This window comes from Pseudomonas indica NBRC 103045 (assembly GCF_002091635.1).
In the GTDB taxonomy this organism is placed as follows: Bacteria; Pseudomonadota; Gammaproteobacteria; order Pseudomonadales; family Pseudomonadaceae; genus Pseudomonas_M; species Pseudomonas_M indica.
In genome coordinates this window covers 286593-308770 of the sequence record NZ_BDAC01000002.1, presented here as the reverse complement: position 1 = coordinate 308770, position 22178 = coordinate 286593, and the positions used below count along the sequence as shown (strand labels likewise).

The following is a 22178-nucleotide window of genomic DNA, read 5'->3' as shown; positions in this document are numbered from 1 at the left end:
TGAGTTATGACCCAGAAATTCGACGTGGTAGTCATCGGTGCCGGTCCTGGCGGCTATGTGGCGGCGATCAAGGCCGCGCAACTCGGTCTGAAGACCGCTTGCATCGAGAAATATCAGGGCAAGGATGGCAAGACCGCTCTGGGCGGCACCTGCCTGAACGTCGGCTGTATCCCCTCCAAGGCGCTGCTGGACAGCTCCTACAAGTACCACGAGGCCCACGAGGGCTTTAAGGTCCATGGCATCGAAGCCAAGGGCGTGACCATCGACGTTCCCTCCATGGTGGCCCGCAAGGACACCATCGTGAAGAACCTCACCGGCGGCGTCGCCACCCTGTTCAAGGCGAACGGCGTCACCCTGCTGGAAGGCCATGGCAAGCTGCTGGCCAACAAGCAGGTCGAAGTGACCGGTCGTGACGGCAAGGTCGAAGTCATCGAAGCCACCAACGTGATTCTGGCGTCCGGTTCCAAGCCGGTCGACATCCCGCCGGCCCCGGTCGACCAGGACGTCATCGTCGACTCCACCGGCGCCCTGGACTTCCAGGCCGTGCCGAAGAAGCTGGGCGTCATCGGCGCAGGCGTCATCGGCCTCGAGCTGGGCTCCGTCTGGGCCCGCCTGGGTGCGGAAGTGACCGTTATCGAAGCCATGGACAAGTTCCTCCCGGCTGCCGACGAGCAGATCTCCAAGGAAGCCTTGAAGATCCTCACCAAGCAGGGTCTGAACATCCGTCTGGGCGCCCGCGTGACTGGCTCCGAAGTCAAGAAGAAGCAGGTCACCGTGAGCTTCACCGACGCTCAGGGCGAGCAGAAGATGACCTTCGACAAGCTGATTGTCGCGGTCGGCCGTCGTCCGGTCACCACCGATCTGCTGGCTGCCGACAGCGGCGTGGACATGGATGAGCGCGGCTTCATCTTCGTCGATGACTACTGCGCCACCAGCGTACCGGGCGTCTACGCCATCGGCGACGTGGTACGTGGCGCGATGCTGGCGCACAAGGCCTCGGAAGAGGGCGTGATGGTCGCCGAGCGCATTGCCGGCCACAAGGCCCAGATGAACTACGACCTGATCCCGTCGGTCATCTACACACACCCGGAAATCGCGTGGGTCGGCAAGACCGAGCAGGCTCTGAAGGCCGAAGGCGTCGAAGTGAACGTCGGTACCTTCCCGTTCGCTGCCAGCGGCCGTGCCATGGCTGCCAACGATACCGCCGGTCTGGTCAAGGTCATCGCCGATGCCAAGACCGACCGCGTGCTGGGCGTACATGTGATCGGCCCGAGCGCTGCCGAGCTGGTTCAGCAAGGCGCGATCGGCATGGAGTTCGGCACCAGTGCCGAAGACCTCGGCATGATGGTGTTCTCGCACCCGACCCTGTCCGAAGCGCTGCACGAAGCGGCTCTGGCGGTGAATGGCCACGCCATCCACATCGCCAATCGCAAGAAGCGCTGAGGCAAAGAACCACGGCGGGCTGCCCGTCGTGAGCCTTGCGGCTCACCGCGGAATGTCCGCCGGACCGCCCCAGGGCGGTCACAGGTGGCGCGGCGCCATAAGCGCAGCGCCGAAATGCGCAATACCTAAACGAAGACGGTAGACAAGCATGAATCTCCACGAATATCAGGGTAAGCAGCTGTTCGCTGAATACGGCCTGCCCGTATCCAAGGGCTTTGCCGTAGACACCCCGGAAGAGGCTGCAGAGGCCTGCGACAAGATTGGCGGCGACATGTGGGTTGTGAAGGCCCAGGTGCATGCCGGCGGCCGCGGCAAGGCTGGCGGTGTGAAGCTGGTCAAGAGCAAAGAAGACGCCAAAGCCTTCGCCGCCAACTGGCTCGGCAAGCGTCTGGTGACCTACCAGACTGACGCCAATGGCCAGCCGGTCAGCAAGATCCTGGTGGAATCCTGCACCGACATCGACAAGGAACTGTACCTCGGTGCAGTCGTCGATCGCTCCAGCCGTCGCATCGTCTTCATGGCTTCCACCGAAGGTGGTGTGGAGATCGAGAAAGTCGCCCACGAGACTCCCGAGAAGATTCTCAAGGCTACCATCGACCCGCTGGTCGGCGCTCAGCCGTACCAGGGCCGCGAGCTGGCTTTCAAACTGGGCCTGCAGGGTGACCAGATCAAGCAGTTCGTGCACATCTTCACCGGCCTTGCCAAGCTGTTCCAGGACTACGACCTGGCCCTGCTGGAAATCAACCCGCTGGTGATCAAGAAGGACGGCAACCTGCACTGCCTGGATGCCAAGATCAACATCGACGGCAACGCCCTGTATCGCCAGCCGAAGCTGCGCGCCATGCACGACCCGTCCCAGGACGATCCGCGTGAAGCCCATGCTGCCAAGTGGGAGCTGAACTACGTTGCTCTCGAAGGCAACATCGGCTGCATGGTCAATGGTGCCGGCCTGGCCATGGGTACCATGGACATCGTCAACCTGCACGGCGGCAAGCCGGCCAACTTCCTGGACGTTGGCGGCGGCGCGACCAAAGAGCGCGTGACCGAAGCGTTCAAGATCATCCTGTCCGACAGCAACGTGAAGGCCGTTCTGGTGAACATCTTCGGCGGCATCGTGCGCTGCGACATGATCGCGGAAGGCATCATCGGCGCCGTGAAGGAAGTCGGTGTGAAGGTTCCGGTGGTCGTCCGCCTGGAAGGCAACAACGCTGAGCTGGGCGCCAAGGTCCTGGCCGAAAGCGGTCTGAACATCATCGCGGCAACCAGCCTGACCGACGCTGCCCAGCAGGTCGTCAAGGCCGCGGAGGGTAAGTAATGAGCGTCCTGATCAATAAAGACACCAAAGTCATCTGCCAAGGCTTCACCGGTAGCCAGGGTACTTTCCACAGCGAACAGGCCATCGCCTACGGCACCAAGATGGTCGGTGGCGTGACCCCCGGCAAGGGCGGTACAACCCACCTCGGCCTGCCGGTGTTCAACACCGTCAAGGAAGCCGTGGAAGCGACCGGCGCTGACGCTTCGGTCATCTACGTTCCGGCTCCGTTCTGCAAGGACTCGATCCTGGAAGCGGCGTTCGGCGGCATCAAACTGATCGTCTGCATCACCGAAGGCATTCCGACCATGGACATGCTGGAAGCCAAGGTCAAGTGCGACGAGCTGGGCGTACGCCTGATCGGCCCGAACTGCCCGGGCGTGATCACTCCCGGCGAGTGCAAGATCGGCATCATGCCGGGTCACATCCATCTGCCGGGCAAGGTCGGTATCGTGTCGCGCTCCGGCACCCTGACCTATGAAGCCGTGAAGCAGACCACCGACGCCGGTTTCGGCCAGTCCACTTGCGTGGGCATCGGTGGCGACCCGATCCCGGGTTCCAACTTCATCGACATCCTCAAGCTGTTCCAGGAAGACCCGGCGACCGAAGCGATCGTGATGATCGGTGAGATCGGTGGTTCCGCCGAGGAAGAAGCCGCTGCCTTCATCAAGGCCAACGTGACCAAGCCGGTGGTTTCCTACATCGCCGGCGTCACCGCTCCGCCCGGCAAGCGCATGGGCCACGCTGGTGCCATCATCTCCGGCGGCAAGGGTACTGCGGACGAGAAGTTCGCCGCCCTGCAGGATGCCGGTGTGAAGACCGTGCGTTCCCTGGCCGACATCGGCAAGGCCCTGGCCGAGCTGACCGGTTGGGAAGTCAAGAAGGCCTGAGGCCGACGCGACTGTTGAGAGAGGCCACCTTCGGGTGGCCTTTTTCGTTTGGGCAATGTTTTTTTAATGCCGTCGGGGAATTCTGACCAAGCGGACACTATTTACAGATTTGCGACATCCGCCATTGGCGGTTCGACGCGTCGGACGGCCAGCAGTCGCTGAATGCGGCTGTTTCCATTAAGGTGCCGCCTTCGCCGCGCCGACCCCTTACCCAGGGGTAGCAGGCGCTTTCCATGGTCCCTCCCAACCGGAAGGATGACGTTTCCCTCGACCCCAAGGGGAGACCCTCTGCAATGACGATTTCCTGCATGTGGTATTTCCCGAAATGATTCGTTTGAAAGGTCTGGACCTGCTGGCCCTCGGCTTCATGACATTCGCGCTGTTCCTCGGCGCGGGCAACATCATCTTTCCACCGAGCGCCGGTATGGCTGCCGGACAGAACATGGGCCAGGCGGCTTTCGGTTTCCTCCTGACCGGCGTCGGTCTGCCGCTGTTGACGGTCGTGGCCCTGGCCAGGGTGGGGGGCGGCATGGAGCGGCTGACCGCGCCGCTCGGCAAGTCCGCCGGTACGCTTCTCGCCGTAGCGGTCTATCTGGCGATCGGTCCTCTGTTCGCGACGCCGCGTACCGCCGTGGTGTCCTTCGAGATGGGCGTGGCGCCGTTCACCGGCAACAGCGGTATGCCGCTGCTGCTCTACACGCTGGCCTATTTCGTCGCCGTGCTGTTCCTTTCGCTCAATCCGGGGCGCCTGGTGGACCGCATCGGCAAGTTCATCACCCCGGTCCTGCTGGCTGCCTTGCTGGTGCTGGGTGGCGCTGCACTGTTCGCGCCGGCTGGTGAGGTCGGCGTGACTTCCGACAGCTATCAGGCCGAACCGTTCGTGCAAGGCTTCCTGCAAGGCTACCTGACCATGGATACCCTGGGCGCCCTGGTGTTCGGCATCGTCATCGCTACGGCGATCCGCGACCGCGGCGTGAGCGATGCGAGCCTGGTGACGCGCTACTCGGTCGTGGCCGGGATCGTTGCCGCCATCGGCTTGTCGCTGGTCTATCTGGCGTTGTTCTACCTTGGCGCCACCAGCCAGGGGATTGCCGGTGACGCGCAGAACGGTGTGCAGATTCTGACGACCTACGTCCAGCACACTTTCGGTACGACTGGCAGTCTGCTGTTGTCCGTAGTCATTACGCTGGCCTGTCTGACCACCGCAGTCGGCCTGCTGACCGCCTGTGGGGAGTTCTTCAGCGGCCTGCTGCCGGTCTCCTACCGCACCGTGGTCATCCTCTTCGGCCTGTTCAGCCTGGGTGTCGCCAACCAGGGGCTGACCCAGTTGATCAGCGTTTCGGTGCCGGTTCTGGTTGGCCTCTATCCGTTGGCTATCGTGCTGGTCGCGCTAAGCCTGCTGGATCGCCTGTGGCTGTCGCAGCGTCTGGTGTTCGTGCCGGTGATGGCGGTGACTTTGATCTTCGGCGTTTTCGACGGGATCGCCGCGACCGGACGCCAGGACTTGGTACCGAGTTTCATCAGCCGTCTGCCATTGGCCGAGCAGAGCCTTGGCTGGCTGATTCCGGCGCTGGTGACACTGGTGCTGGCGGCGGTGCTCGACCGCATCCTGGGGAAACCGAAGGCTGCATTGGCTTCGAGATAAACACCGAACGAAAAAGGCCGCCGACGCGGCCTTTTTTGTGGCTTGAGGAAAGCCAGTGCTGTCTATAATCGGCGAGCCTGCAAGGAGAATCCATGTTCAGCGCTGAAAGCTATCTGCCCCATCTTCTCGCCATTTTCTGGTTCCTTGTCTGCTGGATCGGCTATACCCGGTACGCCACCTGGAAGGGCCGCGACACCCCTTGTCTGGCCAGCGTCCTGCATCTCTATCGGGAGGACTGGATGCGTCGCCTGCTGCTGCGCGACAACCGCATCGGCGATGCCAACGTGATCGGCAACCTGGAGCGCAACGCGTCGTTCTTCGCCTCCAGTACCTTGATCATTCTCGCCGGCATCCTCACCGTGCTCGGGGCGTCCGATCGTGCGGTGTCGCTGCTGGCTGACCTCCCGTTCGTCCAGGCGGCGACCCGGGAGATGTCCGAAATCAAGTTGCTGGGGTTGGCGATGGTGTTCGTCTACGCCTTCTTCACCTTCAGCTGGTGCATGCGCCAATACAACTTCGCGGCCGTGCTGGTGGGGTCCGCGCCGATGGTCGGCGAGCGTCATGTCACCGAGCAGGAGCGCAAGGCGTTCGCCGAACGCGCCGCACGGGTGATCTCCATGGCCGCCAACCAGTTCAACTTCGGCCTGCGTGCCTATTATTTCGGCATGTCGATGTTGGCCTGGTTCATCAACCCCTGGTTCTTCATGCTGATCACCGCCGGCGTGGTAGTGGTGCTGTACCGCCGAGAATTTCATTCGGATGTACTGGAAGTAATGGTCTACACCCAGACCCCCGCGGCCGAGCCGCTCAAGGAGAAAAGCGAATGACGATTCCATTCTGGTGCTTGTTCATCAGCGCGCTGCTGATCTACCTGGCCAAGGCACCTGTGGCCAAGGCGATGAGCGAGGAGGGGCGGGGATACGACAACCGTCACCCGCGTGCCCAACAGGCCCGGCTGACCGGATTCGGTGCCCGCGCGCTGGCGGCTCACCAGAACAGCTTCGAAATCTTCCCGCTGTTCGTGGCCGGAGTCTTGATGGCGCACACCACCCAGACGCAGGGGTTTCTGATCGACGCACTGGCGGTGACCTTCGTGATTTCGCGGGTGCTTTATCTGATCTGCTACTGGGCTGACTTGCACTGGCAGCGCAGTGTGATCTGGGGTATCGGTCTGCTGTGCTGCCTGGCACTCATGGTCAGCCCGGCATTGCGCTGACGGGAGGCGGATTCGTTCGCGCCGGTGCCGGCCTGCTGACGAATCCGCTCCCTATGAGGCGCCGTCAGTTGGCGGCGTCTTTCGCTTCGTCTCCCGCCTCTTCGATAGCGTCGGCGGCATCGTCGGCGGTCTCTTCGATCTTCTCGCCGGTGGTGGGTTCGTTACCCAGCGCCTGGTCGGCCTTCTGCTCGGCGGCTTCGCTGCTTTCCTCGGCGGCTTCGCCCAGGTTCTCGATGGCTTCGGAAGCCGACTCCTTGGCGGATTGCATCTTGTCTTCCGGGGTCTTCTCACAAGCGGCCAGGCCGACCGTCGCGGCAAGCAGCAGGGCGTAGGTGAGGGATTTCTGCATGATCATTCTCCAAACAACGGGCATGTCCCGTTCGCGGCATTTTCGAGCTGGAAAGTGTGATTAAGTTCCCGTTTCTCTGCGGCGTATCCCCACAAGAAGGTATGATGCGCGCCTCGATTTTTTGATGTATGAGAACCGATCGTGAGCGACAGCGTTATCCTCGAACGGGCCCAGCGTTTCCTCTCGGCCCTTCGCCATTGCCAGGTCCTGGGAATAGCGGTGGAGGCGGCCGACAGCCATGGCCTGACCCTGCGTCTACCCTACAGCTCCTCGATCATCGGTAACCCCGACACCGGCGTGATCCATGGCGGTGCGATCACCACGCTCATGGATACCACCTGCGGCATTTCCACGGTCTGTGCGCTGCCCGATTTCGAAATCTGTCCGACCCTGGATTTGCGCATCGACTACATGCACCCGGCTGAGCCGCACAAGGACGTCTATGGGTTCGCCGAATGCTATCGGGTCACGCCGAACATCATTTTCACGCGCGGCTTCGCCTACCAGGACGACCCGCAGCAGCCGATCGCCCATGTGGTCGGGACCTTCATGCGCATGGGCAAGGCCGCCCAGGGTGGGCAGGGGCTCAAGCGCGACATTCAAGGCGGTGCGGCATGAGCGGTCTGGATTTCGATACCCTGGTGCGCGAGGCCCGGGAAAAGAACGACTACGACCAACTGCTCGGCCTGATTCCCTACGCGAAGCTGATCGGCGTCGAGTGTCTGCGGCTGGGCGACGACTTGGTGTTCCGCCTGCCAGCCAGCAAAGACACCATCGGCAACCCGATCCTTCCGGCCATCCATGGCGGCGTGATCGCCGGGTTCATGGAACATGCGGCCATGCTTCACCTGCTGATGTTCATGGGCATCCCACATTTGCCCAAAATCATCGACTTCTCCATAGATTACCTGCGCGCTGGTCATTATCGTGACACCTTCGCTCAGTGCCAGGTCTGGCGACAGGGGCGCCGTGTGGCGAACGTCGCCATCACCGCCTGGCAGACAACCCAAGCCGAACCCATCGCGACGGCGCGCGCTCATTTCAAGGTGGACGGGCCCTGACGCCCGCCGCTGCCAGATTGGCGGCGCCTGAAAGAGCGCGTTGTTCCTCGACGCAAAGGGCGGCCATTACAAGGAATTCCGGATGGATGCACTGCTGATTCTCGGCGGTCTGTTGTTGATGCTGGCCGGTCTGGTCTGGCTGGTGATGCTGGCCTTCGGTACCGGCCTGCTCTGGGGCTTCGGCAGCCTGCTGCCGCCGATCACCCTGATCTACGTCCTGCGGCACTGGCGCACGGCGCGCAAGGCCGTGGTGCTGGCGGCCCTGGGGGTGATTCCGCTGGTGGTGGGCATGACCCTGCTGGCCAACCGGGATGCGGCGCGCCTGGAAGCGATACTCGCCATGCACTGGCTGCAGCCACAGCAGGAGGCGCCGGCCGAGTTGGCGATCCGTCTGCATGGCGAGCTGAACGGCGAGCCATTCGCGCCGCAGCGGGGCGAACTGATCGATGGCATCCTCAGTTTGCGCGAGGGGCAGGATTTCTTCGCTCGCCGCGAGTTGAGCATCCGCCTGCCGCAAGCGACGGAAGACGGCGTTCGCCTGGATGTCCTGCCGCAGGACGCCGGCAAGCTGCCGGAAGTCGAGGTGAGCTGGCTGCTGCCCGAGCAGGAGCTTCCAGAAGCCCGCCGGCTGAGCCGCGGCTATACGCTGCATCTGGACCTGAAACCGGAAGCGCCGAATCGGCTGGTGGGGGACTTCCACCTCGTGTTGCCGCCGCAATACCAGACTACCCTGAGCGGTACCGTGGAACTGTTCACCGACCGCCTGCGCTATCGCGACGATGGCAAGGTGGACACCACCTACGACTCCAGGGACACCCTGGCCTACGTGATCGAGGACTACCTGCAGCGCCGCTTCGCCACCCGTGCTGTGGAGCTGACCACGCTGCCGACCCCGACGCTGCCGGCCAAGTCTCTTGAACTCGAGGTCGATGCCCGGATCGACGACCGCTCGGAGCACCTGCCATTGCGCCTGAGCAAGGCCGGCTCGCGCGGTTGGATGGTGGAAGGGGATCGCTTCCCGCCGCTTCCTCCGCCCCAGGCAACGACTGCCGCCGTCGAGCAGGACCGTCCGGCCCAGGCACCGACCGCCGATGCCGGCGCCCGTCCCGCCGATCGCCGCCAGCGTTTCTCCCTGGAGCGCCTGTTGAGCAATCCCAATCACTACCGGAACCTCGCGATGCGACTGGTCAACGAGCGCGGCGGTACCGTCCAGGGACGTTTCGTTGGCCTCGACAACGAAGGCCATGTGCTGATCCGGCGCAACATGAACGGTGCCGGCGAGGCGAACTTCAGCCTGCGCCCCGAGGATATCGCCAGGATCGAGTTGCTGGAGCCCTGATTGTGCGGGGCGTCTGGCCAAACACTTGAAATCCCAGGCAAAGCCCCCATCTGGATGGCATCCGCCGCAGTTGCGGCCTGCCATCCAAGTGGAGTTAGACGACCATGAGTGTGGAGACTCAAAAAGAGACGCTGGGCTTCCAGACCGAGGTGAAGCAACTGCTGCACCTGATGATCCATTCCTTGTATTCGAACAAGGAAATCTTCCTCCGCGAGCTGGTCTCCAATGCCTCCGATGCCGCCGACAAGCTGCGCTTCGAGGCACTGGCCAAGCCCGAGCTGCTCGAGGGCGGGGCGGACCTGAAGATTCGCGTGAGCTTCGATAAGGACGCCAAGACCGTCACCATCGAAGACAACGGCATCGGTATGAGCCGCGAAGAGGTGGTCACTCACCTCGGCACCATCGCCAAATCCGGTACCGCCGACTTCCTGAAGAACCTGTCCGGTGATCAGAAGAAGGACTCCCACCTGATCGGTCAGTTCGGCGTGGGCTTCTATTCGGCCTTCATCGTCGCCGACAAGGTGGATGTCTTCACCCGCCGAGCCAGCGCGCCGGCGAGCGAAGGGGTGCACTGGTCTTCGAAGGGCGAGGGCGAGTTCGACGTCGCGACCGTGGAGAAGCCCGAGCGCGGTACCCGTATCGTCCTGCACCTGAAGAAGGACGAGGAGGAGTTCGCCGACGGCTGGCGTCTGCGCAACATCATCAAGAAGTACTCCGACCACATCGCTCTGCCCATCGAATTGCCGAAGGAGCATCACGGCGAGGACAAGCCGGCCGAGCCCGAATGGGAAACCGTCAACCGCGCCAGCGCGCTGTGGACCCGTCCGCGTACCGAGGTGAAGGACGAGGAGTACCAGGAGTTCTACAAGCACGTCGCCCACGACTTCGAGAACCCGCTGACCTGGAGCCACAACAAGGTCGAAGGCAAGCTGGAGTACACCTCGCTGCTCTACGTGCCGGCCCGCGCGCCGTTCGACCTGTACCATCGTGAAGCGCCCAAGGGCCTCAAGCTCTATGTGCAGCGCGTGTTCATCATGGACCAGGCCGACGAGTTCCTGCCGCTGTACCTGCGCTTCATCAAGGGCGTGATCGACTCCAATGACCTCTCGCTGAACGTCTCCCGCGAGATTCTGCAGAAGGACCCGGTGATCGACTCGATGAAGTCGGCGCTGACCAAGCGCGTCCTCGATATGCTGGAGAAGCTGGCGAAGAGCGAGCCGGAGCAGTACAAGACCTTCTGGAAGGCGTTCGGCCAAGTGCTCAAGGAAGGTCCGGCGGAAGACTTCGCCAACAAGGAGAAGATTGCCGGCCTGCTGCGTTTCTCTTCCACCGCCGACGAGTCCGGCGAACAGAGCGTCTCGCTGGCCGACTACCTGGGCCGCGTGAAGGAAGGTCAGGACAAGATCTACTACCTGACCGGCGAGTCCTACGCGCAGATCAAGAACAGCCCGCACCTGGAAGTGTTCCGTAAGAAGGGCATCGAGGTTCTGCTGCTCACCGATCGTATCGACGAGTGGCTGATGAGCTACCTCACCGAGTTCGATGGCAAGCAGTTCGTCGATGTCGCCCGTGGCGACCTGGACCTCGGCAAGTTGGACACCGAAGAGGACAAGAAGGCCCAGGAAGAGATCGCCAAGGCCAAGGAAGGGTTGCTGGAACGCCTCAAGGGGGCACTGGGCGAACAGGTCAAGGAAGTGCGCGTGTCGCACCGCCTGACCGACTCGCCGGCGATCCTCGCCATCGGCGAGCAGGATCTCGGTCTGCAGATGCGCCAGATTCTCGAGGCCAGCGGACAGAAGGTGCCAGAGTCCAAGCCGATCTTCGAGATCAACCCGGCCCACCCGTTGATCGAGAAGCTGGATGCCGAGTCGGACGAGGATCGTTTCGCCGATCTTTCGCACATTCTCTTCGACCAGGCCGCGCTGGCGGCGGGCGACAGCCTGAAAGATCCGGCCAGCTATGTGCGCCGGCTGAACAAGCTGCTGGTCGAGCTTTCGGCCTGATGGCGTCAGCTCGCTTGAGGAAGGCCCGCATTACGGGCCTTTTTCATTAGAGCCGCGCAGAGCCCTGTAATGCTTTGTGACGTCCTGATTGAGAGCGATTCCCGTTCAGTGTCTACGCTGTCTGTCTGGACCGTGACGGAGGACGAGACGATGAGCAAAAGGCTGCTTCCCCTGGTGTTCGCCGGTTTGGCTGGATTGGCCGAGGCTGGCGTGGTGATCGAGCCGGTGCCGTACGAGATCGATGGCGAGCCCTACGAGGGCCTGCTGATCTACGACGATGCGGTGAAGGCGCCGCGGCCGGGGCTGCTGATGGTGCCGAATTGGCTGGGCGTCAACGAGGATTCGGCGAAGAAGGCTGCCCGTGCCGCCGGCGACAAGTATGTGGTGTTCATGGCCGATCTGTACGGCAAGGCAGTCAGGCCGAGCAATCCGGACGAAGCCAAGGCCGCCGCCGGTGCGTTGCGCGCCGATCGGCCGCTGATGCGCAAGCGCACCCAGGCGGCGCTGGAGGTTTTCGAGCGCCAGGGCGAGAAGGTGGCCCTGAACAAGGACCAACTGGGAGCCATCGGCTTCTGCTTCGGAGGCGGAGCCATCCTGGAGTTGGCCCGTTCGGGCTCACCCTTGAAGGGTTTCGTGTCCTTCCATGGCAACCTGGATACGCCGAACCCGGCCGATGCGAAGAACATCAAGGCACCGATTCTGGTACTGCACGGGGCGGACGATCCCGCCGTACCCAAGGAGCAGGTCGACGGCTTCATCGAGGAAATGAAGGCGGCGAAGACCGACTGGCAACTGGTCAGCTATGGCGGCGCGGTGCATTCCTTCACCAACCCGGTGGCCAACGTGCCGGGGCGCAACGAATACCATCCGGTGGTGGCTGCCCGTGCCTTCAGGGCGATGAACGATTTCTTCGACGAAGCCTTTGCGCCCCGCTGAGGTTCTCAATCAGGCAGTTCGATCCGCTGGGTTTCGCCCGGCACGCGTGGCCAGTCGCCCTCGGCCCAGCGTTGCCGGGCCCGTTCGATCAGGGCCGAATCGCTGGCGACGAAATTCCAGTTCATCCGGCGTGGCCCATCCAAGGGCGCTCCGCCGATGATCACCGCGTGGCAACTGCCGCAGGCGCTGAGTAACGGGCTTTCTCCTGGTTCCAGGATGGCCAGGGAATGCGGCGGCAAGGCGAGGTCGTCCAGCCGCGCTTCGCCGTCGATCAGGTAGAGCGCCCGCTCTTGGTGCTCCGCTGGCAGCGGCAGGGTTGCGCCGGCTTCCAGGCGTAGATCGGCATACAGGCAAGGGCTGTGGACCGGTACCGGCGATTCCAGGCAGAAGCCCTGGCCGGCGATCAGATGGATACGTACACCGAGTTGCTCGCTGAGCGGCAGGCTGTTGGCAGCATGATGGCTGTAGGTCGGCGCGCAGGTTTCCAGGCTCCGTGGCAGCGCCAGCCAGACCTGCAATCCATGCAACCGGGAGCCGCTCGCCTGGAGTGCTGCGGGCGTCCGCTCGACATGGGCGACACCGGCGCCGGCGGTCATCCAACTCACGTCCCCGGGCCGGACGATCTGCTCGGAACCCAGGCTGTCCTTGTGCAGCAATTCACCGTCGAACAGGTAGGTGAGGGTGGAGAGCCCGATATGCGGGTGCTGCTGGATATCCAGGCCGCTGCCCGGCGGGTAGGTCGTAGGCAGCATGTGGTCGAAGAACACGAAGGGGCCAATGCTGCGGCACTGCGCCACCGGCAGGGCGCGCAGAATAGATTGGCCGGCGATCAGGTCCGGGCGTGGTGCGATCAGGCGGGTAGGCATGGCGGTCCTCGCTGTATTCGTCAGCAGCATAGCGGGTTCGCCGGCGAGGTGGGTTCGAACCTGGCGAAGCGGCAGCGGTCTACTCTGGCTCTACCTGGGAGGAAACGCATTGCCACCGCTCCGGACCGCTCTTGCCTTGATCTTGATAGCCGTTGCTACTGGCGTGTCGGCACGCGAATACCACTACAGCGATGCGCACCTCCACTACGTCGACTTCTTCCAGGAAAGCGGTGGCATGGACTCGCTGCTGGAGGCGATGGCGAAGGGAGGCATCGACCATGCGATGATTTCCGGTATTCCGGTGGCGAAGAAGTGGCACGAGGACGAGCCCAAGCGGCCGCGCTACTACGCCGGTGACGATGCCGGCGCCTATTGGTACAGCGCCACCGACGTGCTGGTGGCGGCGGCGGTGAAGAAGCTGCCGGTGGAGCATCGGCAGCGCCTGCATCCTTTCCTTTCGGGCTTCAATCCCACGGACAAGAACGCCGACGCACACATTCGCCGCATGCTCGAACTGGAGCCGGGTTTCTGGCAGGGGCTGGGCGAAATCTTCACCCGCCACGACGACCTCACCGCGCTGACCTACGGCGATACTCCGCGCGCCAACAACGAGGCGCTGACCCGGGTCTATCACTTGGCCGCCGAATTCGACCTGCCGGTGATGGTGCATTCCAACATCACCTCGAAGCGTGAGAAGAACCCGCTCTACTTGCAGGAAATCGAAGAGCCGTTGCGCAACCATCCCCACGTCCGCTTCATCTGGGCGCATGCCGGCACCAGCATGGAAATCCATCGGCACCAGGAAAAGCTGGATTTCCTCCTGCCGACCTTGAAACGGATGCTCGATGACTACCCCAACCTGTACATCGATCTGTCTTGGACGGTCCTGCGTCCGTACCTGCTGGATGCACAGGGGCAACCCGACCCTGACTGGGTGCAACTGGTCAGCAGCTATCCCTCGCGCTTCATGCTGGGCTCCGATGTGGTCGGCCGTTTCGATGGGCTTGACGAATACCTGAATGCCTTCGATCCGTTCCTCGATGCATTGCCCGAGGAGGTCGCGCGGAAGGTCGCGCGCGACAATTTCCTCGCTGTGCTGCCGCGACGGGTCCAGGCGGAGCTGCCGCGCTGAACGTGGCGGATTGTCATCAGCCTGTCATGCCCGCGTCATAGGCTCGCGCCATCTCGAACCAAGGAGCCTGAGAATGCGATACCTCCCGCCGAGCGCGCTGGTTGCGCTGCTGTCTTTCGCCGGTCTGGCCGGCGCCGATGTCCGAGTCGATGGGCCGGTCGAGTACGGTCTTTTCGAGCGGCAGTACCAGGACGTCCAGCCCGGTGAGCGTGTGCTCACCCGCAGCAACGAGCAGATTCGCCAGACCCTGGACATTCCGGCCCGTCTCGGCAGCAAGTTCGGGATGCGCTATTCCCTGGCGGACAAGCGCGCCGACGACACACCGTTGACCCTGATCTACTTCACTCCCGGCGTCACCACTCCGGACGGCAAGCGTCACGACAAGTTCGAAGTCGTGCAGAAGCTGGTGCCGGAGGCGCCGTTGGATGTCATGGCCTACGAGTTCACCGAGTCTCATGAAGTGGTGCCTGGCGAATGGCATTTCATGGTGTTCCAGGGCGACCGCAAGCTGGCCGAGCAACGTTTCAACGTGCGTTGATGAGCGTGGGTGGCGAGTCGAGGGCGTCGTCTCGCCCAGTTGTTCGTCTCGTCGGATCACGTTTTCCCTGGCCTGCCGTTGCGCTGAGGCAGGCTCCCCAGCCGACCGTTCATCGTCGGCTCTTTTCCGTCGTATAAAGAAAGCCCTGGGCAGGCCGATGGCCAGTCGAGGGGCAATCGCGGTCGAGCGAACGGGCAAGTCGCCAAAGCCAGACTAGATTGATCAATTACAACGCCGCTTCGTTGTAAGGAAAGGACGGCCCCGCTCAGTCCACTCGCGAAAGGTGCCTCTATGACCGGCAATCTGTCTGTGAAAGCGAAGCTCAGCCTGAGCTTCGGCGTGCTTACCTTGATCCTTCTCGTGGTTTCTGCCTTGTCGCTCATGGAGCTGAGTGCATCCAACCAGCGTTTTTCTTCCTACGTTCAGGGCATCAGCGAGCGCAACAACCTGGCCGCGGAGCTAATGATGGCGGCTGACCAGCGGGCCATTTCCGCGCGCAATATGGTTCTGGTCTCGACGCCGGCCGAACAGGAGGCCGAGCGGCTGAACGTGACCCGTGAGCACGAAGCGGTCCAGGACCTGTTGGCCCGGCTCAAGACCGCCGTGGCCCAGGCCGGGGAGGAAGCGCGCGAGGAACAGAAACTGGTGGATGAAATCGCCCGGGTCGAGGGACTCTACGGACCTGTTGCGTTGGATATCGTCGCCAAGGCACTGAGTGGCGATCGAGACTCGGCCATCACCAAAATGAATGCCGAATGCCGACCGTTGCTGGCAGAGCTGGACAGCGCCGTCGAAGCCTATCTGCAACACAGTGCCAAGGGGGCCAAGGCCAGTGAAGAGTCGGCCAATGAGGGCTATGTCTGGCAGCGCAACCTGCTGATCGGTGTCTGTCTGGTATCTATCGCTATCGCCGTCGCATTGGCGCTTTTGATCACCCGCAGCCTGACCCGCGCCCTCGGCGCCGAACCGGCCGACCTGTCCGCCGCCGCTCAACGTGTCGCATCCGGCGATATGCGCCCGGTTTCCGGTATCGAGGCGGCCGCGGCTGGCAGCGTGCTGGCCTCGCTCGGCGAGATGCAGCGGAACCTGAGCGGCCTGATCAGCCAGGTTCGCAGTTCCGCCGAGATCATTTCCAGCGCCGCCGAGGAGCTGTCGGCCGCTACCGAGCAAAGCAGCGCAGGGGTGAGCAATCAGAAGCTGGAAGTGGATCAGGTGGCCACGGCGATCCACGAGATGGCCGCAACCGTGCAGGAGGTGGCGCGAAATTCCGAGGATGCGGCCAACGCTGCCCTGACCGCCGATCAGCAGGCGCAGACGGGCGAGAAGATGGCCAAGCAGGCTCTGGTGCAGATCGAGCGGCTGGCCGCGGAGGTCATTCAGTCAGCCAGTGCCATGGCCCGCCTAAAGCAGGAAAGCGAGCATATCGGTGGGGTGCTGGACGTGATCAAATCGGTCGCCGACCAGACCAACCTGTTGGCCTTGAACGCCGCCATCGAGGCCGCCAGGGCAGGGGATGCCGGACGCGGTTTCGCGGTGGTCGCCGACGAGGTGCGCAACCTGGCCAAGCGGACCCAGGGCGCAACCCAGGAAATCGAAGGTCTGATCGCCAGCCTGCAGCGGATCGCGGAGGAGGCGGCCGGGATGATGGAGGTCTGTCGCAGCCTCACCGACGAGACCGTCACGGGTGTCGGCAATGCCGGCGATGCCGTGATGACCATCACCCAGATGATCGCCAACATCCAGCAGATGGTCCGGCAGATCGCCACGGCGGCGGAAGAGCAGAGCGCCGTGGCGGAAGAGATCAATCGCAGCGTGACCAAGGTGCGCGATATCGCCGACCAGTCCGCGGCCGCGACCGGGCAGACAGCGGCCTCCAGCAACGAACTGGCCCGCCTGGGCAGCACCCTGCAACAGCAGGTCAGGCGCTTCCAGGTCTGACCGTCCGGCCTTGAAACGGCCTCCCGTATCGACCGGTACGGGAGGCTGTTTTCGTTTCGTTCCCCAGGAGCCGCCAGCAAAACAGGAGGATTCGTTGCGTTATGGTACGTTCGTGCTAGATTTGCTTTCGCAAGTGGATGTGCCGCCCGCCAACGAGCGCAGCGGAATGCAGTATCTGCCGAATGCCTGATGCACCGTGCGGGCCTCGGTAGCCAAAACAAAAAGAACAGGCCGCCTCCCAGGAGCGGCCAACTGCCTTGACCGTCCAGGAGTTCCAGCAATGCTCCGTCATTCCTGTGTCTGCGGCGCGCGCTCCAAATCCCGCCAGGCGGTGGGTGCCGTGCTCGGCGTATGCTCCCTGCTGCTCATCGATCCGGCGTCGGCCATGGAATTCAGCCTGGCCGACAACGAGATCGGCGGCTCCCTCGATACCACCTTGTCGTACGGCGTCATGTGGCGTGTCGAGGGGCGTGACAAGGAGAACATTTCCGATATCAATGCCGACGATGGCAACCGGAATTTCGATACCGGCGTCGTCTCCGAGGTCTACAAGGCCACCTCCGAGCTGACGCTGAATTACCGCAACTACTCGGCTTTCGTACGCGGCACCGCGCATTACGACACGCGCATCATGGACCGGCGCAACGACTACTACGCCACCACCGACGGCGTGCAGCGACCCAGCCAGGCCTATCCCCACGACGATCATTTCACCGACGACACCCGGCATATCGCCGGGCGCAAGGCGGAAATCCTCGATGCCTATCTGTCCGGCTCCTGGGACCTGTACGAGCAACCGCTCAGCGCCCGTCTGGGGCGGCAAGTGTTCAACTGGGGGGAGGGTATTTTCTACCGGGGAGGCATCAACGCCACCAACCCCCTCGACGCCACCCGTTTTCACCTGCCGGGCTCGGAGGTGAAAGAGGTGCTGGTGCCGGTGGAGGCGCTCAGTTTCAGCCTGGGATTGAGCGACAGCTTGTCGATGGAAGCCTTCTACCAGTGGAAGTGGAAGGAAACCCGGCTCGATCCGGTGGGGACCTTTTTCTCCGATACGGATCTGTTCGCCGACGGCGGCGAGGCCGCCTACACCAGCTTCGACGATCCACTGCTGGCCGACCTGCTGGCGGCCTATCCACTGGCGGCCGGCCTGCAATTGGGTGGGCTCGGCCGGGGTCCTTACGGACCCAACAGCTTTATCGATGCCGAGACCGGCACCTTCAAGGTGGCCAACATCGGCAGGGATATCGAGGCTCGTGACGATGGCCAGTTCGGTGTGGCCTTCCGCTACGTCGCCGAGAGCTTGAACGCCACCGAGTTCGGCTTCTACTTCATCAATTACCACGCGAAGGAGCCGCAGATTGCCGTCGACCTGCGCGATTACCAGGGCGTGGACAGCAGCGACCCGATCTGGGCGTTCCTGCCGCCGGAGGCCTTGCCTGGCCTGGCGACCCTGGACATGGCTGGTAATGCCGAGGCCCGTCGCGACTACGTGGAAGACATCCGCTTGTACGGTCTGAGCTTCGCCACCACCTTGGGCGATGCCTCGGTGTCCGGGGAAATCGCCTATCGGCCGAATATGCCGATCAGCATCGCCGCCACCGACGATATCCTCGGCGATGTGTTGATCCCCAGCCTGACCGGCGTGAGTAATGTCTGGGATGGCACCGTTCCGGCCGGCCAGGCGTGCACGCCGGTGGCCGGGAAGATGCTCTGCCGGGGCAGCCTGTTCGAGAACTACGAGCGTGCGGAGACCTTCAACGTCTCGCTGTCGACGATCTACAACTTCGGTCCGGCTTTGAGTTTCGACTCGCTGTTCGGCATGGCCGAACTGGCTTCCCAGCACATCCGCGGCAGCAGCCTGGAATACACCGCCTGGGATGGGACCCGACGGCGCTTCGTCAGCGCGACCGACAAGGCCTACATCGACTCGCGCAACAACGACTCGGACCAGATCAGCCGCGACAGCTACGGCTACACGCTGGTGCTCAGCGGTAGCTGGAACGATGTCTATGCCGGGGTAAAGCTGTCGCCCTACGTGGTGTTCCAGCATGACTTCAAAGGTAATTCCGACCGGACCGGTAATTTCATCGAAGGGCGCAAGGCGCACACCCTGGGACTCGATGCCAGCTACCTGAACAGTTTCGAGGTCGGCCTGCAGTACACCCAGTACTACGGCGCCGGGCGCAACAACAGCCTGCGCGACCGCGACAACGTCTCGCTGACGGCCAAATATTCGTTCTGAGCCCGCAGCCATGGAGAACCGCCGTATGTCGAAGACGATTTCCCTGTTCGCCATCCTGTCCCTGGGCCTGTTCTCGTCGGTGGCACTGGCTGCCGTTCCCGCTGAAGAGGCTGCCCGCCTGAAGAGCGATCTGACGCCTCTGGGCGGTGAAAGAGCCGGTACGGCCGATGGGCGCATCCCCGAATGGACGGGCGGCATTACCCAGCCTCCGCCGGGCTACAAGGGTGCCGGCCAACACCACCCCGATCCGTTCGCCGCCGACCAGCCGCTGTTCACCATCGACAAGAGCAACCTGGAGCAGCACAAGGCGCACCTGACGGCGGGGCAGATTGCCTTGCTCAACACCTACCCGGAGACCTTCCGTATGCCGGTCTACCCGAGCCGGCGTTCGGCCTCGGCGCCGCAGTGGGTCTACGACAACACCTTCGCCAATGCGACCAGCGCCAAGTTGCTCAACGGCGGCAACGGTTTCGCCGATGCCTATGGTGGCATTCCATTCCCGATCCCGCAGAACGGGCTGGAGGCGCTGTGGAACCACATCGCCCGCTACCGGGGCACCTACATCGTGAGGCGCTCGGGGGAGGTCGGGGTGCAGCGCAATGGGGCCTATTCGCTGGTGGTTTCCCAGGACGAAGCGTTGTTCCGTTTCTACGACCCGCGCGGCAGCTACGCCACGCTGAACAACACGCTGTTCTATTACCTGTCTTTCACCACGGCACCGGCGCGCCTGGCGGGTAACGGTTCGCTGGTCCAGGAAACCCTCGATCAGGTCAAGGAGCCGCGTCAGGCGTGGGGCTACAACCCTGGGCAGCGTCGGGTGCGGCGCGCTCCGACACTGGCTTACGACACGCCCATCGACGCCAACGACGGGCTGCGCACCGCCGACGACACCGATATGTTCAACGGTGCGCCGGACCGCTACGACTGGACCCTGCAAGGCAAGCGGGAAATCTACATTCCCTACAACAACTACCGGGTCACCAGCCCGGAGGTGTCATACAAGGCGTTGCTGACTCCCGGCCATATCAATCCCGCCTACACCCGCTACGAGCTGCACCGTGTCTGGGTCGTCGAAGGGAAGCTCAAGCCCGGCGCCCGGCACATCTACTCCCGGCGAACCCTGTATCTCGACGAAGACAGTTGGAGTGCCGCAGTGATCGACCAGTACGACGGGCGCGACGAGCTGTGGCGGGTCTCCATGGCCTACCTGAAGAACTTCTACGAGCTGCCCACCGTCTGGACCGCCCTGGACACCTTCCACGACCTGCAGGCACGCCGTTACGGCGTGCAGTGGCTGGACAACGAAGAGCCCGGCACGGTGGACTTCAGTCAGCCGCCACCGCCCGATTCGGCATTCAGCCCGGCTGCCCTGCGGCGCAAGGCAACACGTTGACGGAAACACCACAACGAAAAAGGGGCACCTTGCGGTGCCCCTTTTTAGTGCCATCCTGGCAGCTTACTGGCCGGTCCAGCGCTTCAGCACCAGCGTCGCGTTGGTGCCGCCGAAACCGAAGCTGTTGCTCATGACGGTGTTCAGCGTGGCGTCGCGGGTTTCGCGGAGGATCGGCAGGTCGGCGACCTCGGGGTCGATTTCCTCGATGTTGGCCGAGCCGGCGGCGAAACCGCCTTCCATCATCAGCAGGCAGTAGATGGTTTCCTGGACGCCGGCGGCGCCGAGGGAGTGGCCGGAGAGGCTCTTGGTGGAGCTGATCATCGGCGCCTTGTCGCCGAACACGGCACGTACCGCACCGGCTTCCGCAGTGTCGCCCACCGGGGTGGAGGTGCCGTGGGTGTTCAGGTAGTCGATCGGGTCCTTGACGGTGGCCAGGGCCTGCTGCATGCAGCGGATGGCGCCTTCGCCGCTCGGGGCGACCATGTCGTAGCCATCGGACGTAGCACCGTAGCCAACGATCTCGGCGTAGATCTTCGCGCCACGCTTGAGCGCATGCTCCAGTTCTTCCACCACCACCATGCCGCCACCGCCGGCGATGACGAAGCCGTCGCGCTTGGCGTCATAGGCGCGGGAGGCCTTTTCCGGGGTTTCGTTGTACTGGGTGGAGAGGGCGCCCATGGCGTCGAACAGGAAGCTCTGGGTCCAATGCTCTTCTTCACCGCCGCCGGCGAAGACCATGTCCTGCTTGCCCATCTGGATCAGTTCCATTGCGTTGCCGATGCAATGGGCGCTGGTGGCGCAAGCGGAGGAGATGGAGTAGTTGACGCCCTTGATCTTGAACGGCGTGGCCAGGCAGGCGGAAACGGTGCTGCCCATGGTGCGCGGTACGCGGTATGGGCCGACGCGCTTGACGCCTTTCTCGCGCAGGATGTCCAGGGCTTCCATCTGGTTGAAGGTGGAGGCGCCGCCGGAGCCGGCGACCAGACCGACGCGCGGATCGGAGATTTCTTCCGGGGTGAGGCCGGCGTCCTTGATCGCCTGCTCCATCGACAGATAGGCGAAGGCGGCCGCGTCACCCATGAAACGGTAGACCTTGCGGTCGATCAAGGCTTCGAGGTCCAGGTTCACCGAACCGGAGACCTGGCTGCGCAGGCCCATCTCGGCGTATTCCGGGTTGAACCGGATGCCCGGGCGGCTGGCGCGCAGGTTGGCGGAGACGGTGTCTTTGTCATTGCCCAGGCAGGAGACGATGCCCAGACCGGTGATCACGACGCGACGCATGGGAAAATCCTTCAGAAACTGTCGGTAGAGGTGAACAGGCCGACGCGCAAGCCTTCGGCGCTGTAGATCTCGCGTCCATCGACGCTGACGGTGCCATCGGCGATGCCGAGAATCAGCGAGCGGTTGATGGTGCGCTTGATATGAATGTTGTAGGTGACTTTCTTCGCCGTCGGCAGTACCTGGCCGAAGAATTTCACTTCGCCGGAGCCGAGGGCCCGGCCGCGGCCCGGATTACCCTGCCAGCCGAGGTAGAAACCGACCAACTGCCACATGGCGTCGAGGCCGAGGCAGCCGGGCATCACCGGATCGCCTTCGAAGTGGCAGGCGAAGAACCAGAGGTCGGGATGGATATCCAGCTCGGCGACCAATTCACCCTTGCCGAATTTGCCGCCGGTTTCGCTGATATGGATGATGCGATCGACCATCAGCATGTTGGGGGCGGGCAGTTGCGCATTACCCGGACCGAACAGCTCGCCGCGACTGCAGCGCAGCAGGTCTTCCCGAGTGAAAGCGTGTTGTTTGGTCATGCGAGCTCCTCAATGGTCCCCGTGAGAAGGGCTGGGCGAATCGTCCTGGCTGCGGAAGGTTAGCCGG

The 22178-nt window shown here is 63.1% G+C and carries 20 protein-coding genes; 16 read left to right on the top strand and 4 right to left on the bottom strand.

The features are described from left to right. The first annotated feature begins 6 nt into the window (after positions 1–6). The 6 genes from lpdA to PIN01S_RS03930 all read left to right on the top strand — a co-directional run bounded on the left by lpdA (position 7) and on the right by PIN01S_RS03930 (position 6506). Positions 7–1443, top strand: a complete 1437-nt coding sequence (gene lpdA / locus PIN01S_RS03955) for a dihydrolipoyl dehydrogenase (RefSeq protein ID WP_084333826.1) — start codon at positions 7–9, stop codon at positions 1441–1443. A gap of 148 nt (positions 1444–1591) precedes the next feature. Further along, the gene (gene sucC, locus PIN01S_RS03950; RefSeq protein ID WP_084333825.1) at positions 1592–2758 is read left to right on the top strand and encodes an ADP-forming succinate--CoA ligase subunit beta; all 1167 of its coding nucleotides are present in this window, start codon (positions 1592–1594) and stop codon (positions 2756–2758) included. Then, on the top strand, positions 2758–3645 hold the full coding sequence (gene sucD / locus PIN01S_RS03945) for a succinate--CoA ligase subunit alpha (RefSeq protein WP_084333824.1): 888 nt from the start codon (positions 2758–2760) through the stop codon (positions 3643–3645). The genes sucC and sucD overlap by 1 nt, the downstream gene beginning before the upstream one ends. A gap of 325 nt (positions 3646–3970) precedes the next feature. After that, positions 3971–5290, top strand: coding sequence for a branched-chain amino acid transport system II carrier protein (gene brnQ / locus PIN01S_RS03940; RefSeq protein WP_084333823.1), 1320 nt, complete (start codon positions 3971–3973; stop codon positions 5288–5290). Positions 5291–5382: 92 nt separating this feature from the next. Then, complete coding sequence (locus PIN01S_RS03935; RefSeq protein WP_084333822.1) at positions 5383–6117, top strand: DUF599 domain-containing protein; 735 nt, start codon at positions 5383–5385, stop codon at positions 6115–6117. Further along, positions 6114–6506, top strand: a complete 393-nt coding sequence (locus PIN01S_RS03930; protein WP_084333821.1) for an MAPEG family protein — start codon at positions 6114–6116, stop codon at positions 6504–6506. Before PIN01S_RS03935 ends, PIN01S_RS03930 begins: the two co-directional genes overlap by 4 nt. A gap of 64 nt (positions 6507–6570) precedes the next feature. Here the strand turns inward: PIN01S_RS03930 and PIN01S_RS03925 are convergent, their stop codons facing one another. Beyond that, on the bottom strand, positions 6571–6855 hold the full coding sequence (locus PIN01S_RS03925) for a hypothetical protein (RefSeq protein WP_170837180.1): 285 nt from the start codon (positions 6853–6855) through the stop codon (positions 6571–6573). 141 nt (positions 6856–6996) lie between these two features. Here PIN01S_RS03925 and PIN01S_RS03920 point away from each other — a divergent pair, with 141 nt between their 5' ends. From PIN01S_RS03920 to PIN01S_RS03900, 5 genes are all read left to right on the top strand, one after another. After that, positions 6997–7473 carry a PaaI family thioesterase gene (locus PIN01S_RS03920; protein WP_084333819.1) on the top strand — a complete coding sequence of 159 codons (477 nt, stop codon included), beginning with the start codon at positions 6997–6999 and terminating at the stop codon, positions 7471–7473. Then, positions 7470–7916: a PaaI family thioesterase gene (locus PIN01S_RS03915; protein ID WP_084333818.1), complete on the top strand. Its 447-nt coding sequence runs from the start codon at positions 7470–7472 to the stop codon at positions 7914–7916. The genes PIN01S_RS03920 and PIN01S_RS03915 overlap by 4 nt, the downstream gene beginning before the upstream one ends. 82 nt (positions 7917–7998) lie before the next feature. Continuing rightward, on the top strand, positions 7999–9255 hold the full coding sequence (locus PIN01S_RS03910) for an MFS transporter (RefSeq protein WP_084333817.1): 1257 nt from the start codon (positions 7999–8001) through the stop codon (positions 9253–9255). 104 nt (positions 9256–9359) lie between these two features. Next, positions 9360–11258 carry a molecular chaperone HtpG gene (htpG, locus tag PIN01S_RS03905; RefSeq protein WP_084333816.1) on the top strand — a complete coding sequence of 633 codons (1899 nt, stop codon included), beginning with the start codon at positions 9360–9362 and terminating at the stop codon, positions 11256–11258. Positions 11259–11408: 150 nt separating this feature from the next. Further along, positions 11409–12194: a dienelactone hydrolase family protein gene (locus PIN01S_RS03900; RefSeq protein ID WP_084333815.1), complete on the top strand. Its 786-nt coding sequence runs from the start codon at positions 11409–11411 to the stop codon at positions 12192–12194. A gap of 5 nt (positions 12195–12199) precedes the next feature. Here the strand turns inward: PIN01S_RS03900 and PIN01S_RS03895 are convergent, their stop codons facing one another. Continuing rightward, on the bottom strand, positions 12200–13060 hold the full coding sequence (locus PIN01S_RS03895) for a pirin family protein (protein ID WP_084333814.1): 861 nt from the start codon (positions 13058–13060) through the stop codon (positions 12200–12202). A gap of 109 nt (positions 13061–13169) precedes the next feature. On the opposite strand from PIN01S_RS03895, the gene PIN01S_RS03890 reads away from it, so the two are divergent. The 5 genes from PIN01S_RS03890 to PIN01S_RS03870 all read left to right on the top strand — a co-directional run bounded on the left by PIN01S_RS03890 (position 13170) and on the right by PIN01S_RS03870 (position 20303). Continuing rightward, positions 13170–14192 (top strand): amidohydrolase family protein, encoded by a 1023-nt coding sequence (locus tag PIN01S_RS03890; RefSeq protein WP_244505943.1) that lies wholly within the window; start codon positions 13170–13172, stop codon positions 14190–14192. Between the two features lie 73 nt (positions 14193–14265). Then, positions 14266–14730 carry a DUF3859 domain-containing protein gene (locus tag PIN01S_RS03885; protein WP_084333812.1) on the top strand — a complete coding sequence of 155 codons (465 nt, stop codon included), beginning with the start codon at positions 14266–14268 and terminating at the stop codon, positions 14728–14730. 291 nt (positions 14731–15021) lie between these two features. Then, complete coding sequence (locus tag PIN01S_RS03880) at positions 15022–16668, top strand: methyl-accepting chemotaxis protein (RefSeq protein ID WP_084333811.1); 1647 nt, start codon at positions 15022–15024, stop codon at positions 16666–16668. 280 nt (positions 16669–16948) lie between these two features. Continuing rightward, complete coding sequence (locus PIN01S_RS03875) at positions 16949–18910, top strand: DUF1302 domain-containing protein (RefSeq protein ID WP_084333810.1); 1962 nt, start codon at positions 16949–16951, stop codon at positions 18908–18910. Positions 18911–18935: 25 nt separating this feature from the next. Beyond that, a complete protein-coding gene (locus PIN01S_RS03870) occupies positions 18936–20303 on the top strand; it encodes a DUF1329 domain-containing protein (RefSeq protein WP_084333809.1) in 1368 nt (455 codons plus the stop codon). A 63-nt stretch (positions 20304–20366) separates the two neighbouring features. On the opposite strand, the gene fabB is transcribed toward PIN01S_RS03870, so the two are convergent. Together fabB and fabA are read right to left on the bottom strand one after the other, a co-directional pair. Further along, on the bottom strand, positions 20367–21584 hold the full coding sequence (gene fabB / locus PIN01S_RS03865; protein WP_084333808.1) for a beta-ketoacyl-ACP synthase I: 1218 nt from the start codon (positions 21582–21584) through the stop codon (positions 20367–20369). Positions 21585–21595: 11 nt separating this feature from the next. Then, a complete protein-coding gene (gene fabA / locus PIN01S_RS03860) occupies positions 21596–22111 on the bottom strand; it encodes a 3-hydroxyacyl-[acyl-carrier-protein] dehydratase FabA (RefSeq protein ID WP_084333807.1) in 516 nt (171 codons plus the stop codon). Between the last annotated feature and the right edge of the window lie 67 nt (positions 22112–22178).

Excerpts from the sequence above, each read along its gene's own strand:
- lpdA (WP_084333826.1), top strand. The coding sequence starts at position 7 with ATGACCCAGAAATTCGACGTGGTAGTCATCGGTGCCGGTCCTGGCGGC.
- sucC (WP_084333825.1), top strand. The coding sequence starts at position 1,592 with ATGAATCTCCACGAATATCAGGGTAAGCAGCTGTTCGCTGAATACGGC.
- sucD (WP_084333824.1), top strand. The coding sequence starts at position 2,758 with ATGAGCGTCCTGATCAATAAAGACACCAAAGTCATCTGCCAAGGCTTC.
- brnQ (WP_084333823.1), top strand. The coding sequence starts at position 3,971 with ATGATTCGTTTGAAAGGTCTGGACCTGCTGGCCCTCGGCTTCATGACA.
- PIN01S_RS03935 (WP_084333822.1), top strand. The coding sequence starts at position 5,383 with ATGTTCAGCGCTGAAAGCTATCTGCCCCATCTTCTCGCCATTTTCTGG.
- PIN01S_RS03930 (WP_084333821.1), top strand. The coding sequence starts at position 6,114 with ATGACGATTCCATTCTGGTGCTTGTTCATCAGCGCGCTGCTGATCTAC.
- PIN01S_RS03925 (WP_170837180.1), bottom strand. The coding sequence starts at position 6,855 with ATGCAGAAATCCCTCACCTACGCCCTGCTGCTTGCCGCGACGGTCGGC.
- PIN01S_RS03915 (WP_084333818.1), top strand. The coding sequence starts at position 7,470 with ATGAGCGGTCTGGATTTCGATACCCTGGTGCGCGAGGCCCGGGAAAAG.
- PIN01S_RS03910 (WP_084333817.1), top strand. The coding sequence starts at position 7,999 with ATGGATGCACTGCTGATTCTCGGCGGTCTGTTGTTGATGCTGGCCGGT.
- htpG (WP_084333816.1), top strand. The coding sequence starts at position 9,360 with ATGAGTGTGGAGACTCAAAAAGAGACGCTGGGCTTCCAGACCGAGGTG.
- PIN01S_RS03900 (WP_084333815.1), top strand. The coding sequence starts at position 11,409 with ATGAGCAAAAGGCTGCTTCCCCTGGTGTTCGCCGGTTTGGCTGGATTG.
- PIN01S_RS03895 (WP_084333814.1), bottom strand. The coding sequence starts at position 13,060 with ATGCCTACCCGCCTGATCGCACCACGCCCGGACCTGATCGCCGGCCAA.
- PIN01S_RS03885 (WP_084333812.1), top strand. The coding sequence starts at position 14,266 with ATGCGATACCTCCCGCCGAGCGCGCTGGTTGCGCTGCTGTCTTTCGCC.
- PIN01S_RS03880 (WP_084333811.1), top strand. The coding sequence starts at position 15,022 with ATGACCGGCAATCTGTCTGTGAAAGCGAAGCTCAGCCTGAGCTTCGGC.
- PIN01S_RS03875 (WP_084333810.1), top strand. The coding sequence starts at position 16,949 with ATGCTCCGTCATTCCTGTGTCTGCGGCGCGCGCTCCAAATCCCGCCAG.
- PIN01S_RS03870 (WP_084333809.1), top strand. The coding sequence starts at position 18,936 with ATGTCGAAGACGATTTCCCTGTTCGCCATCCTGTCCCTGGGCCTGTTC.
- fabB (WP_084333808.1), bottom strand. The coding sequence starts at position 21,584 with ATGCGTCGCGTCGTGATCACCGGTCTGGGCATCGTCTCCTGCCTGGGC.
- fabA (WP_084333807.1), bottom strand. The coding sequence starts at position 22,111 with ATGACCAAACAACACGCTTTCACTCGGGAAGACCTGCTGCGCTGCAGT.